This window comes from Wolbachia endosymbiont (group A) of Melieria omissa (assembly GCF_964031125.1).
Classification (GTDB): Bacteria; Pseudomonadota; Alphaproteobacteria; order Rickettsiales; family Anaplasmataceae; genus Wolbachia; species Wolbachia pipientis.
Map to the genome: position 1 here is coordinate 572,146 of NZ_OZ035007.1, position 13,018 is coordinate 585,163.

Genomic DNA, 13,018 nt, shown 5'->3' on the forward strand with positions numbered 1-13,018 from the left:
ACAACAAAAAGGTAAATTTGGTAAGAAAGAGAAGGTGGCCTGAGCAGGAATCGAACCAGCGACACAAGGATTTTCAGTCCTTTGCTCTACCAACTGAGCTATCAGGCCAACTGTATACTTTTATTTTTAGATAAAAAATGTTATTATGTCTATCAAAAGTTTTTAAAGTAGTTTATAAAAATAAAGGATGAACATTAATGACAAAATAGGAATCTACCCTGGCACATTTGACCCTATAACTTTTGGGCATATTGACATAATCAAAAGAGCGTGTAAACTAGTCGATAAATTAATAATAGGAGTTGCAGAAAACGTTAATAAGCATACTGCCTTTGACACAAAGCTACGCACAAGCATGGCTGAAAATGAAATCAAAGGACTAGGAATTGATGCAGATGTTATATCTTTTAATGGGTTGCTAGTGAAGTTTGCCAAAGAGCAGAATGCTTCTGTTATTATTAGAGGATTAAGAGCAGTGTCGGATTTTGATTACGAGTTTCAAATGAGTTGGGTAAATTATAAACTTCTTCCTGAAATCGAAACCATATTTCTTCCCGCTTCTGAAGATACTCAATTTATCTCATCAAGCTTTGTAAAGGAAATAGCAAGATTAGGAGAAGATGTTAGCAAATTTGTATCAAAAGGTGTTCAAAACGAATTGATTAACCTGAATAGGATAAAAAATGGAGAATAGTGCTTGTTGTTTTTTATTTCTGAATGGGTATATTCAATATATAAAATGTTATAAGCTAAAGGAGCAGCATGTCAAAAGTGAGGGTTAATAATAGAAAAGTTTGTTGTCATGGTGATGAGAATGATGAGGGTTCCGGCCATCCATTAATATATTTAGATATGGGAGAAGAAGAGGAAATAGCCTGCCCTTATTGTGAAAAGACGTTTGTCCATGACTGCACTGTAGAAGCGGTTGGGGAGCTGACTAGGGATGAGCTCTAATGGCACTTCTGCAGACTTAGCTTATGTAAATAGCAATAAGAGGGGCAGTAAAAATGAAACTGTCCATACGGTCGAGCACTCCCCCATGGCCAGGTATCATATTTCCACTATCTTTAACACCGTAAGCTCTTTTAACAAGCGACTCAGTGAAATCGCCAAGTTGTGCTAGAATAGCAATTGCAAGGCCAATGATTGGAGAATAAAAAATTGAAAATAGACCAAAAAATATTGATCCAAAAATTGTGCACACTACTCCAGCTAAAATCGCACCAAGAAGTCCTGTCCAAGTTTTTCCAGGGCTAAGAATTGGGCAAATTTTAGCTCCACCAAAATTCTTGCCAAATAGGTAGGCAGTAACGTCAATTCCCCAAATGGTTAAGACGAACCATACTAATGCGTATTTTCCCTGTGGTAGATTATATAAATATATTAATGAGGCGCTTGGTAGTGCAATCAATAATAATGCAAAAACGTATAAAATTTTATTTCCTTGGGTTAGATTATACCATTCAAAAGAAGATAAAACTGCTATTGAAAAAATCAATAGGTAAAACGATAAATCACTAAAATATGTAGCAAAGGAAAATATGAATAATATTACTATTGAGGACAACATTCTAATTATAAAATTATTATCTACCATATTTTTTCTCTCTTTTTATATAATCTTCTAATGCTTTACTCAAATCTTGACAAGAAAAATCAGGCCATAAAGTATCACAAAAATACAATTCAGCATAAGCTGCTTGCCATAATAAAAAGTTGCTTAACCTTTTTTCGCCGCCAGTGCGAATTAATAAATCCAATTTTGGCAAATCTTTAGTATACAGAAATTTTTCAAATTCCTCTTCTGATACATAAGCAATATTTTCTTTTATAATATTGCTTATAGCTTGTGTAATTTCTTGCTTTGCTCCGTAACTGACTGCCACAGTGAGTAATAAACCATCGTTCTTATGTGTCATTTCTTCTGCTTTTTTAATTTGATCCAATATTTTACTGGATAACAGACTTAAATTGCCAATAAAATTCAACTTAATGTTACAGTTGCAAATGAAATTGACTTTATCTTCATTAGTTAAAACGGAGTAAAATAAATCAAATAGACAGTCAGTTTCGTTTTTGGGTCTAAGCCAATTCTCCATAGAGAATGCATACAAAGTTAAGTAGGGTATGGTTAGGTCCGTACAATACTTGGCAATATCGTATGCAACTTCACTGCCCTTTTTATAACCATCAATTTTTACTCTTCCTTGATTGTTTGCCCATCTACCATTACCATCCATAATAATTGCTAAATGTTTCGGTAAAGATTCTTGATTCAACATTTAAATTTAACCTAATTTTGACTTGAGTGAAATTTTTTGGATTTCAATGGACACCTGGAAGGTGTCAGCTACTTGCATGACAGGAAGAGAGTTACTGTAGTGACACCAATAGTTGATACTTGAATGCAAAATTGGTGTCATCCCAGTGCTCCGACACTGGGATCCAGGAAATTTGATTTCAAACAAGTGCATCAGATAGTTGTATAGTAAAGACTGGATTCCAGTGTCAAGCACTGGAATGACATCATTTGCTATGTAAGCTTTCTCCATATCATTTAGTGATTCAGTATATCCTTTTCTTTGATGGACAATTCACCATCAATTTTTTTTATATTATTATCAGTAATATTTTGTATTTCCTTTTTAGCACCATGAAAATCATCTTTTGAGATTTCTTTATTTTCCTTCATTTTTTCTGTTTCTTCCATAATATCTCTACGTATATTTCTAATGGCAATCCGTGCATTTTCAGCAAACTGATGCAATAATTTCACTAATTTTTCACGGGTTTCTTGTGTCAAGTCCGGAAGAGCTATACGTATGGTGCTACCCTCGACAACAGGATTTAAATTCAGGTTAGCATTTAATATAGCGTTTTTCACTTCACCTACAACACTAATGTCCCAAACTTTAATTGATAGGGTTTTGTTATCTATAACCGAAACACCTGCAACCTGATTTAACTTTTGATGTCCACCATAGATATTTACAACTATACCATCAAGCAACGATGCGCTAGCTCTACCAGTGCGTACGCCTTTAATATCATCATGAAAGGACTGAATAGTTTTTAGCATTCTTTCTTTTGTTTTAGCTTTTATTTCATTTAACATAAATTACCTAATGTTTACAATCTGAAACTATAGTATAAGTACCTTGACCCTTAATAATATTGACTATTTTTTCTCCCTTCAAAGAAAAAACTATAATTGGAATAGAATTCTCACGAGCAAGTGAAATTGCTGATGCATCCATAACTTTTAAATCACGAGTCAATAAATCCGTGTAAGAAAGCCTATCATACATTACAGCATCCTCATTTTTTTTCGGATCAGCGGAGTATACACCATTTACTTGCGTACCCTTTAGAATAACATCACAATTCATTTCAACAGCACGTAAGGCTGCAGCTGTATCTGTAGTAAAAAATGGGTTGCCTGTGCCTGCTGCAAAAATTACCACTCTACCTTTTTCTAAATGACGAATAGCTTTCCTTCTGATGTAAGGTTCGCATACAGTGGCCATGGGTATTGCAGATAATACCCTAGAAGCTACTAAATTTTTTTCTAAAAAGTTTTGTAAAATTAAAGCATTGATTATAGTTGCAAGCATTCCAATATAATCACTGCTTGCTCTTTCACAACCACTTAAAGACGCAGATGTGCCACGAAAGATATTACCACCACCAACAACAATACATACCTGAACTCCAAGATTACAAACTTCAACTATGCCTTTAGATAACTCACCTATAGTCTCCATATCGTGACCAAATTGCTTTGATCCCATCAAAGCCTCACCAGAGATTTTAAATAACACCCTGGAATATTTTATTTCGCTTTTTTCATTTGTTGAAATAAACATTTTTTGCTATTTAATCTGCATCACCCAAAACAAGTAACTTGTAATTAGAGAGTTTAACAGCACTCAACTCGCTTGATTTTATAAAATCAGAAATCTTCATCTTATCATCCTTTATAAATTTTTGCTCCAGTAAAACAACTTCTTCATAGTACTTAGCCATTCGTCCATCTACTATTTTTTTTGCTACTTCTTCAGGTTTATTTAAGCTCCTCACTTGCTCTTCAATTATAGAACGTTCGTTGTTCAACTTCATTTGATCTAAATCATCTATAGACAAGGCTTCAGGCTTCATAGCAACTACATGCATAGCTATTTGTTTCCCAATCTCTTGTAGCTTCGCCTTATCACCAGATGATTGCAATGCAATTAAAGCACCAATCTTACCTAAGCCATGCGCATCACCATGTACGTAGCCAGCAATAACTCCATCCTTAGCTTCTAAGTAACAAAGCTTGCTTAACTCTAGCTTCTCACCAAGAACTGACGTACCATTCATAATAGCTTCCTGCACTGTGCCAATGCTTTCATACTTGGCATTTTTTAACTCATCAACGCTAGTACAGCGTTCTTGATGAGCAATTGATGCTAAATTTAAAACTAACTCTATAAATTTCTCATTCCTTGCGACAAAATCGGTTTCGCAATTGAGTTCAATCAATACACCACAATTTTCAGTCAAACACATAGCAACGAGCCCATCTGAAGCTACTCTATCAGATTTTTTGTCAGCTTTAGCAAGACCTATTGTACGTAACTTATCAACGGCTTTCTTAATGTCACCATTACATTCTTCTAATGCTTTTTTACAGTCACTTAAGCCAAGCCCTGTTCTATCACGTAATTCTCTTATATCATCTGGATTCATCTTCATTTGTTACTACCTCCCTTTCTTCTTCTTTGTAAACTTTACTACGTCTCCTTTTAGTTTGCACAATACCATCTTCTTTTTCTTGAATAAACTCATCACCCCTTATATCATCAACCTTAACTCCAGATTTTGCTAGACTAGACTCTATTCCAGCTAATATAGAGTCGGTAGCTAATTTACAATAGAGCTCTATTGATTTTCTTGAGTCATCATTTCCAGGTATTAGATAAGTAATACCATCTGGATCAGAATTAGTATCAAGTATTGCAACTATTGGAATTCCTAACTTCTTAGCCTCCTTAACCGCTATATGCTCTTTATTAGTATCAATGATGAATAAGATATCAGGAATTGCTCCCATTTCTCTAATACCGCCAAGCGCCTTATCAAGCTTTTGCTTTTTCTTTTCAATGTTTCCCAATTCTTTCTTTGTTAAAATGCTATCCTCGTCATTTAATATTTTCTCATATTGCACCAAGGTTTTTATCGAAGAAGAAACAGTGCCCCAATTAGTAAGCATACCACCAAGCCAACGATGATTCACATAATATTGACCACAACGAATCGCTTCACTTGCAATAATATCAAAAGCTTGAAACTTTGTACCAACAAATAGAATGCGACCACCTTGAAATGCAACGTCATATAAAGCCTTCATGGCCACCTGTAGCAATGGTAGTGTTTTTCGCAAATCAATTATATGTATACGATTTTCTTGATGCACTCCATATATGTATGGAGCCATTTTTGCGTTCCAGCGACTAATTTTGTGACCAAAATGTACACCAGATTCAGCTAAATCACGCACAGTGACTTTAGGCAAATTTGTCATATATCATTCCTCCAAATAGTTTATCTTCCATGGCATAACCCTAATGGGACTACTTGTACAAGCCATGTGTGAAATTAAATTATTTACATAGTAATAGAAAAGACAGCAAAGCGCAAACAAAAAATATTGACAAAGGGCAACATGTTTATTAGCTTTAAAGTTGAAGCCCGAAAACGCTAAAAAGAAATTAGGGGGGTGTAGCTCAGTTGGTTAGAGCGCATGCCTGTCACGCATGAGGTCGTGAGTTCAAGTCTCATCACTCCCGCCATATTAGTTTTAGCATAACTTAGAATTCGCAGTATTATTGCCGGTATTGAGAAACGCCTTCACCAAACTTGACATGGCATGGTATTGTAATTAATACTTAAATAGGTTTGTTTTTATCATTAACAATTAGGATTAAATATGCTCATTTCTGAAGTTTTTGCAGCAGATGCAACTAGCAATACATCAAGTATCGGCGCATCTTTTGCTAGTTTTACTCCATTGATTTTAATATTTGTGGTATTTTATTTTCTCATTATTCGCCCGCAACAAAAAAAACTAAAAGAACATAGAAAGATGATAGATCAAATAAAACGTGGTGATACAGTCATTACTTCTGGTGGAATAATAGGTGAAGTTAATAAAGTTGATGAGGCAAATGCACAATTTATAATAGAAATAGCACCAAAAGTTGAGATAAAAGTTCTAAAGTCCGCTATATCTGAGGTTTTAAGCAAAGAAACTCAAAAAGTAGCAGCTAAACCAATTAAAAAGGTAAAATCGAAAGAATGATAAAAAGAATATAAATCAACCAGTAATAAAGGCAAAAATGCTTAACATGTTTAGAAAAAAGTTTGTTTGGTGATCCATTTGTGTGCGGAATATTTGGTGTAGTAAGTAGCGGTGATTCAGTAATACCAACTTTACTAACTGGGTTGCAAAAATTGGAATATAGGGGATATGACTCTTCAGGTATAGCAATCATAAATAATGAAGGCGAGATAGAAGTCAAAAAATCAGAAGGTAAAGTCAAAAGGTTATGTGAAGTTGTTGATGACAGCAAGATGTCTCACAGTACAGTTGGTATAGCACATACTCGCTGGGCTACACATGGAGTCCCAGGCCTTAAAAATGCTCACCCCATTCGTACAAATAACGTTGTTGTTGCTCATAACGGCATAATTGAGAATTACAATCTGCTAAAAAAGGGCCTAGAAGAAAGGGGCATGTCATTCCATACTGACACTGACACAGAGATCATACCAAACATGCTAAACTTATATCTTGATGAAGGATTGTCGCCAGTTGATTCTCTATTTAAGTGTTTAAACAACCTACACGGCTCATTTGCCTTGGTCTTATTATTTGCAGAATATCCAGACGCCTTATTTGTTGCGAAGAGAAATTTGCCTTTAGCAATAGGCTATAACTGTAACACAGTGTTTGCTGCATCTGACTCTAATGCTTTAAGTGCATTTGTGGAAAGAATATCGCATTTGGAAGATGATGACATTGCAGTGATAAAATCTAGTGGAGTTAGTATATACAACAATGGTACACAAGTTAAACGCAGTATAGAAAATAGTAGTCCAAGTGATTTTCTAATTAGCAAAAATGGTTACCCTAGCTTCATGTTAAAAGAGATTTTTGAGCAACCTTGTGCATTAAACAAAACAATAAACCAATTTTACAAGCAACATAAAGAGGTCAACAAAAAATTATTCTCTGAACTGAATCACATTACTATAGTTGGATGCGGATCATCTTATTTTGCTGGGCTAATAGCGAAGTATTGGCTGGAAAGTGTCGCTCAAGTTCGAGTATATCTAGAAATCTCGTCAGAATTTAGGTATAGCAACGTCAAGCTAGAAGAAGGCAGCATTGGGTTATTCATCTCTCAATCTGGCGAAACTGCAGATACCATAGAAGCGCTGCGTTATGCGAAATCACAGAAGCAAACAATCATTAGTATAACTAATACATTTAGCAGCAGCATTGAAAAGATCTCAGATATTGTGTTACATACTCTTGCTGGGCCAGAAATTGGTGTTGCTTCAACAAAAACCTTTTCTGCGCAACTTGCAACTTTAGCATGCTTTGCCGTGGAGCTTGGAAAAATAAAAGGTATACTGGGTGGAGAGAGAATAAAACAGCTAAGCAACGCTATTAACTCTATTCCCGAGTATGTTGAGCACGTTTTGAATGTGATGAAAATACAACATATATCGGGCAGTATATTAGAACACAATAACGTTATTTTAATCGGCAGAGGAAGTTCATACGGAGTTGCAATGGAAGGCGCATTGAAAATAAAAGAGCTTTCATATATCAATACAACTGGTATTGCAGCGGGAGAAATGAAGCATGGTTCTATTGCTTTAATAGACTCTACTGTGCTTGTTATAGCAATTATCCCTTATGATGATTTATTCTTTAAAACGCTATCTAATATACAAGAGATTATTGCAAGAAAAGGCAAAGTAATTGCCTTCAGTGATAAACAAGGAGCGCCATTCCTAAGGGGAGTTTGCGCAGATGTGGTGCAACTTCCAGACACTGATAATTTTATCTCTCCAATCATCTACAGTGTTGCTATGCAATTCCTTGCTTACTTTACTGCAGCAAAAAAAGGGTTAGATGCAGATTGTCCAAGAAATTTAGCTAAGTCTGTCACGGTTGAGTAGTCCATTTAAAGTTAAAGCTAAACTTCTAATAAGGTAACCAGACTGCATTCTGTGATTTTTAGCAAAACACGATACACAATCGTCATTCCGCTACTAATTAGCGGAATCTATGCCGAGATACCGCGGCGGTATGACGGTTCGCGGTGGTATGACGGTTAAGTAATTCGTCATCCCGCTGCTTGTTAGCGGGATCTAGAGATACCGCGGCGGTATGACGGTTCGCGGCGGCATAGCTATCTTCAAAAATATGGTTGAATAATTGTTAATAATAGTGTATAACTATTAATATTTTTAAGCACTTTGGCTATGGCTTTATCTAAGTTTCTCGACCCTAAGCTGGATTTAACCTTTAAAAGAATCTTTGGCACTGAAAAAAATAAGAATATTCTCATACATTTTTTGAATGATATTTTAGGGTTTACCGAGATAAATACTATACAAGAAGTGGAATTCCTCAGTACTATAATGGATCCTGAAATTGCCTCTGATAAGCAAAGTATAGTTGATGTTCTTTGCAGGGACTCTAGTGGGGCTAGGTATGTGATTGAAATGCAGCTCACTCGCGATAAAGGCTTCGAAAAACGAGCTCAACTATATGCTGCTAAGGCTTACTCAAGGCAAGCTGATAAATCTGGTAAGTACATTGATTTAAAGAAGGTTTTCTTTATTGCTATCTCTAATTGTAATTTATTTCCTGATAAGCTTGATTATATATCCAGCCACACTATAAGAGATGAGAAAACCAATGAGCATGACTTAAAAGATTTTCAATTTGTATTTATTGAACTACCTAAATTTCCTAAGAATAAGGAAGAACAGCTAGAAAGCATAGTGGATCGTTGGTTATTTTTCTTCAAATATGCAGATGAAACTACGGAAGAAGACTTAAGGAAAATAGCAGAAAAAGCACCAATAATAAAGTTAGCCTACGATGAATTAGACAGGTTTAGCTGGAATGAAAAAGATTTAGTAGCTTATGAAGAAAGAATAATGGATCTACGGAAAGAAGAAGCCATTCTTGAATACAGACTTGACCTTGCTACTGAAAAAGGCATCCAAATTGGCGAAGAAAGAGGCATCAAAATCGGTAAAGAGGAAGGGAAAATTGAAGGAAAAATCGAAGGAAAAATCGAAGTCGCAAAAGCAATGCTGGCTAACAATGTTGATGTCAACACTATTGTCAAATTTACTGGCCTTTCTATTAGTGAGATTGAAGAATTAAGTGTGAACGGTTACTAATTAAGAACTTTAATTATCAATCATAAATCACTGAATTTCGCTAGTAAATTTGTTGCCATTGTCCATATTGCACAATTGTATATAAGATATAGTATAACAATAGTGTCCGTTCAGCTAATACCAATTCCCACTGCACAATAAACGGATAGATAACAATGGAAAAAAAGCCATACTATTGCCTTTCTTTCTCACTCCACAATTAAATATAGCATTTCTCATAATAGTCCGAACAGGTCATAGGAAGGCAGAATCAACAGCACGACGAAAGGATTCGAATAGAGGAATGTTTTTCCTGGCTCTGTTTTTTATAGCAAACCAATGATGCTCAATTTTGTTGAAATCTGGAGAATAAGGCGGCAGATACAAAATTTCTGCACCAACCCCTTTAGCAAGCTCGATAATCTTATCAGACTTATGAAAAGTAGCATTGTCAAGAATGACAGTCTGTCCAGGTTCCAAGATCGGTGTCAAAAATTGCTCAAACCATCCATTAAAAACATCCATATTACAGTGGCCTTCAAAGGTTAACGGAACAACTATCTTTCTTCCACTTAAGGCTGCAACCATACTGATTCGTTGAGTTTTCTTTCCAGATTTTAAGGCATAAAACCGCTGTCCTTTCTGGCAATATCCGTAGGGGTAGTCTTCGGTGTTATCAATGCCAGACTCATCTATATACACTAAGTTTTTAGGTTCTTTTGTCGCTATAATTTTCAAAAATTCAGCACGTTTTTCTTCGTTTCTTTCCTTGTATCCATATGTCTTTTTTTGCGCGTAAATCCAATTTTTTTAAGGGCTCGATAGATCGTTTGGATACTAACGTTGTTCCAAAGTTTAGCCATTTCCGATAGAGTCTTTCCTCCGTGTTCTCTGGCAAATTTGGCAAAGGTATCCCAGTCGGTAATTTTGTGATTGTAACCCCCATTTCCAAGTTTTTTTGATTGAAAGTCTCCTGTTTCTTTTCTTCTTTGCTGCCACTCCCATAAAGTAGTTCTTCCAATCTTAAATCTTGCTGCCACTGTTTCTCTGCTTTCTCCTTCGTCTAGCGCTTCCATTGCTTTTTTTCTTAAATCATAACTATATGCTGCTGGCATTCAACCTCCTTATCATCATCTACCCTTATCCTATCACATCCGGACTTTTATGGAAAGAGCTATAACTCTACAATATCGCTTATTTGATTCACTAATAATGAGAATTGGTATAACTTTGCTATTTTTCTCTCTAGATTCTTGCAAAGTTCTACAAGATTAACCACATTACCTCACGGTTTCTCTATGATTATTTTTTTAGATTACTTGTTTACCTTATTTGCCGTTCTCCTGAACGAATATACATAAGCTATAAAAACTATCTAATAGCTACCCAAAACCCTTATTTCCCACTCAAGTTCAACATTAAATTTATCCTTTACTGCATCTTTTACTTTGTTGCCAAGGTTTTCCAAGTCAGATGCAGTTGCATTATCGTAATTGAGCAAGAAGTTACAATGTTTCTGAGAGATTCTAGCTCCACCAATATTTAACCCTAGGCAGCCAGATTTATCAATTAACTCCCATGCTCGGTAGTTTTTTGGATTTTTGAATATGCACCCAGCAGTTTTTCCTCTTATTGGCTGGCTTTTATTTTTCCTCTCAATAACTTCCTTTAACCTTTGCAGTATAAGCTCATACTCTGAGTTTACTCCTTTAAACTCAGCTTCAACAAAAATCCAATTTCCTTTTAGGCTATGTCCACGGTAAAAATACCCCATTTCTTCGCTGGAGAACTCATATAGGTTTCCATCCTCTAGATTCACTGCTTTTATGGATTGTACAACACTTGCGATATCACTACCATATGCACCTGCATTCATTTCTATTCCGCCACCAACTGTTCCTGGAATTCCAACTAGAAACTCCAACCCACTAATCTGCTGATTTCCCGCAAAGTGAGCAAGGTTGCTGAGCAGCACAGCTCCCCCAGCTACAATAGAGTTGTTACCCTTACTTTTAATATATGCAAACTCCTTACCTAATTTTACTGTTATTCCTCGAATGCCACTATCTCGCACTATTATGTTGGATGTTGCACCAATAACGCTAACTGGCAGTTCAGTATTTTTAATCAAGTATGTTAAATCTTCAATATCACATGGTTTAAATAATACATCAGCTCGTCCACCAACATTTAACCACGTCGCTTTAGACATTAAGACATCATAACGATAGATTCCACGTACTTTAGGTAAGCTTATAAGCATTTTGATTTCAACTCTAATCCTGCATCCATACCCATTTTCTCCGCATCTTCTATAAATGAAGTGCGCTCAGTGAAGTATATATTTTTTCCACTTGCTAACATACAACGAAGGTGTAGCATATTTTCGCTCACATATTCAGCCAAAGCTGCAAGTGGTGTAAAACATGAACCATTCACTGTCTTCATAAAACTGCGCTCTGATTTCACTCCTATAAAAGACATATTATTATTAATTTTCTCTAAAAGATCGATAATTTTTACATCATTCCTTCTACATTGAATACAAACCGCCCCCTGCCCCACTGCACTTAACATAACTTTTGGTGGCAATACCTCTGTAATCAAGTGATGTTTTTCTAATCTTATGAGTCCTGCTTCAGCTAGAATTATTCCATCAAAACTTTGATTTTGCAATCTGGTTGTTACATTTCCACGTAGCGGTACTATATTTAAATCTGGTCTAACATTTAACAACTGAACTTTTCTTCTTATTGAAGAAGTGGCAATAGTAGCCTGCTGTGGCAAAGACTCAAGGCTATTGTGTTTATGAGAAATAAACGCATCGCATGAACTTAGCCTTTCTAAAACACAAGGAATTGTTAAACCCCCTGAGAAAAACGCAGGCATATCTTTTAGCGAATGAACTGCCATGTCTATATTATTTTCGAGCAATTCAGTCTCAATTTCTTTAATGAATAATCCTTTGCCTCCTATTTCAGCAAGATTTGCGTTTGCATACTTATCTCCAGAAGTTTTTATTTTAACAATTTCAATAGATAAGTTAGGAAAAGAATCCAGCAACTTTTGTTTTGCTTCCAAAGCCTGGGCAACTGCAAGCTTGCTTCCTCTGGTACCTATTTTGACTAGCATGTGTACGATTGTTTGTCTGATGTCATTCAAGTAGCTGACTACTTGGATCCAGTTTATATAAACCTTTGCATTTATTGTACTTTAACTTAAAACCAAAAGCAACTTTGACTTTACAAAATAATAACCTTTTATATGCATAAATAAGCTTACTGTATTCTAGTACTTGCATGACAAGGTATAAACCTTATCGTCATACCACCGCGAACCGTCATACCGTCACGGTATCTCTAGATCCCGCTAACACGTAGCGGGATGACGAATTATTTAACCGTCATACCGCGATTCATTCGCGGTATCTCTAGATCCCGCTAACAAGCAGCGGGATGACGGTTGTCGTTTAGCTATAAATATTAAAAAATTTACCAAGCGAAAAAAAAGGCAAAAGAAGCCCCGTGGTGGTTGGCTATTTACTATGTACTAAAATATCGGCGTT

At 35.7% G+C, this 13,018-nt stretch carries 14 protein-coding genes and 2 tRNA genes; 6 read left to right on the forward strand and 10 right to left on the reverse strand.

Annotated elements, in window-relative coordinates:
• Positions 1–35 precede the first annotated feature (35 nt).
• Positions 36–108 (reverse strand) — tRNA-Phe (locus tag ACQH2Q_RS02620).
• 79 nt (positions 109–187) lie between these two features.
• On the opposite strand from ACQH2Q_RS02620, the gene coaD reads away from it, so the two are divergent.
• Positions 188–694, forward strand: coding sequence for a pantetheine-phosphate adenylyltransferase (gene coaD, locus ACQH2Q_RS02625; protein WP_015589048.1), 507 nt, complete (start codon positions 188–190; stop codon positions 692–694).
• A 68-nt stretch (positions 695–762) separates the two neighbouring features.
• Entirely contained in the window at positions 763–954 is a 192-nt protein-coding gene (locus ACQH2Q_RS02630; RefSeq protein WP_006279326.1) for a zinc-finger domain-containing protein, read from the forward strand.
• Between the two features lie 16 nt (positions 955–970).
• On the opposite strand, the gene ACQH2Q_RS02635 is transcribed toward ACQH2Q_RS02630, so the two are convergent.
• The 6 genes from ACQH2Q_RS02635 to rpsB all read right to left on the reverse strand — a co-directional run bounded on the left by ACQH2Q_RS02635 (position 971) and on the right by rpsB (position 5,566).
• A complete protein-coding gene (locus ACQH2Q_RS02635) occupies positions 971–1,597 on the reverse strand; it encodes a phosphatidate cytidylyltransferase (protein WP_015589049.1) in 627 nt (208 codons plus the stop codon).
• Positions 1,587–2,282, reverse strand: coding sequence for a polyprenyl diphosphate synthase (gene uppS, locus ACQH2Q_RS02640; RefSeq protein WP_182309382.1), 696 nt, complete (start codon positions 2,280–2,282; stop codon positions 1,587–1,589). Before uppS ends, ACQH2Q_RS02635 begins: the two co-directional genes overlap by 11 nt.
• Before the next feature lie 275 nt (positions 2,283–2,557).
• A complete protein-coding gene (gene frr, locus ACQH2Q_RS02645) occupies positions 2,558–3,115 on the reverse strand; it encodes a ribosome recycling factor (protein ID WP_425383577.1) in 558 nt (185 codons plus the stop codon).
• Positions 3,116–3,122: 7 nt separating this feature from the next.
• Positions 3,123–3,860, reverse strand: coding sequence for a UMP kinase (pyrH, locus tag ACQH2Q_RS02650; RefSeq protein ID WP_405196809.1), 738 nt, complete (start codon positions 3,858–3,860; stop codon positions 3,123–3,125).
• 16 nt (positions 3,861–3,876) lie between these two features.
• On the reverse strand, positions 3,877–4,737 hold the full coding sequence (gene tsf / locus ACQH2Q_RS02655) for a translation elongation factor Ts (RefSeq protein WP_264339432.1): 861 nt from the start codon (positions 4,735–4,737) through the stop codon (positions 3,877–3,879).
• A complete protein-coding gene (gene rpsB, locus ACQH2Q_RS02660) occupies positions 4,718–5,566 on the reverse strand; it encodes a 30S ribosomal protein S2 (protein ID WP_425383578.1) in 849 nt (282 codons plus the stop codon). The genes tsf and rpsB overlap by 20 nt, the downstream gene beginning before the upstream one ends.
• A gap of 191 nt (positions 5,567–5,757) precedes the next feature.
• Here rpsB and ACQH2Q_RS02665 point away from each other — a divergent pair.
• From ACQH2Q_RS02665 to ACQH2Q_RS02680, 4 genes are all read left to right on the forward strand, one after another.
• Positions 5,758–5,834 (forward strand) — tRNA-Asp (locus ACQH2Q_RS02665).
• Between the two features lie 137 nt (positions 5,835–5,971).
• A complete protein-coding gene (gene yajC / locus ACQH2Q_RS02670; protein WP_015589055.1) occupies positions 5,972–6,343 on the forward strand; it encodes a preprotein translocase subunit YajC in 372 nt (123 codons plus the stop codon).
• 80 nt (positions 6,344–6,423) lie between these two features.
• Positions 6,424–8,235 carry a glutamine--fructose-6-phosphate transaminase (isomerizing) gene (gene glmS, locus ACQH2Q_RS02675; RefSeq protein ID WP_425383613.1) on the forward strand — a complete coding sequence of 604 codons (1,812 nt, stop codon included), beginning with the start codon at positions 6,424–6,426 and terminating at the stop codon, positions 8,233–8,235.
• A 306-nt stretch (positions 8,236–8,541) separates the two neighbouring features.
• Positions 8,542–9,474 (forward strand): Rpn family recombination-promoting nuclease/putative transposase, encoded by a 933-nt coding sequence (locus ACQH2Q_RS02680; protein WP_141457147.1) that lies wholly within the window; start codon positions 8,542–8,544, stop codon positions 9,472–9,474.
• Between the two features lie 234 nt (positions 9,475–9,708).
• Here ACQH2Q_RS02680 and ACQH2Q_RS02685 read toward each other — a convergent pair.
• From ACQH2Q_RS02685 to hemC, 3 genes are all read right to left on the reverse strand, one after another.
• Positions 9,709–10,568 (reverse strand): IS630 family transposase gene (locus tag ACQH2Q_RS02685; RefSeq protein ID WP_264705388.1). Its coding sequence is split into 2 segments (ribosomal slippage): positions 9,709–10,244 and positions 10,244–10,568, totalling 861 coding nucleotides; the frame shifts between segments, so codons are not numbered across the junction.
• Between the two features lie 260 nt (positions 10,569–10,828).
• On the reverse strand, positions 10,829–11,716 hold the full coding sequence (gene murB / locus ACQH2Q_RS02690) for a UDP-N-acetylmuramate dehydrogenase (protein WP_174516061.1): 888 nt from the start codon (positions 11,714–11,716) through the stop codon (positions 10,829–10,831).
• On the reverse strand, positions 11,707–12,585 hold the full coding sequence (gene hemC, locus ACQH2Q_RS02695) for a hydroxymethylbilane synthase (RefSeq protein WP_010962666.1): 879 nt from the start codon (positions 12,583–12,585) through the stop codon (positions 11,707–11,709). Before hemC ends, murB begins: the two co-directional genes overlap by 10 nt.
• Between the last annotated feature and the right edge of the window lie 433 nt (positions 12,586–13,018).

Bases quoted from the DNA above. Each gene is read 5' to 3' on its own strand.
- coaD (WP_015589048.1), top strand. From the start codon at position 188: ATGAACATTAATGACAAAATAGGAATCTACCCTGGCACATTTGACCCT.
- ACQH2Q_RS02680 (WP_141457147.1), top strand. From the start codon at position 8,542: ATGGCTTTATCTAAGTTTCTCGACCCTAAGCTGGATTTAACCTTTAAA.
- murB (WP_174516061.1), bottom strand. From the start codon at position 11,716: ATGCTTATAAGCTTACCTAAAGTACGTGGAATCTATCGTTATGATGTC.
- hemC (WP_010962666.1), bottom strand. From the start codon at position 12,585: ATGCTAGTCAAAATAGGTACCAGAGGAAGCAAGCTTGCAGTTGCCCAG.
- rpsB (WP_425383578.1), bottom strand. From the start codon at position 5,566: ATGACAAATTTGCCTAAAGTCACTGTGCGTGATTTAGCTGAATCTGGT.
- ACQH2Q_RS02630 (WP_006279326.1), top strand. From the start codon at position 763: ATGTCAAAAGTGAGGGTTAATAATAGAAAAGTTTGTTGTCATGGTGAT.
- tsf (WP_264339432.1), bottom strand. From the start codon at position 4,737: ATGAAGATGAATCCAGATGATATAAGAGAATTACGTGATAGAACAGGG.
- yajC (WP_015589055.1), top strand. From the start codon at position 5,972: ATGCTCATTTCTGAAGTTTTTGCAGCAGATGCAACTAGCAATACATCA.
- ACQH2Q_RS02635 (WP_015589049.1), bottom strand. From the start codon at position 1,597: ATGGTAGATAATAATTTTATAATTAGAATGTTGTCCTCAATAGTAATA.
- uppS (WP_182309382.1), bottom strand. From the start codon at position 2,282: ATGTTGAATCAAGAATCTTTACCGAAACATTTAGCAATTATTATGGAT.
- frr (WP_425383577.1), bottom strand. From the start codon at position 3,115: ATGTTAAATGAAATAAAAGCTAAAACAAAAGAAAGAATGCTAAAAACT.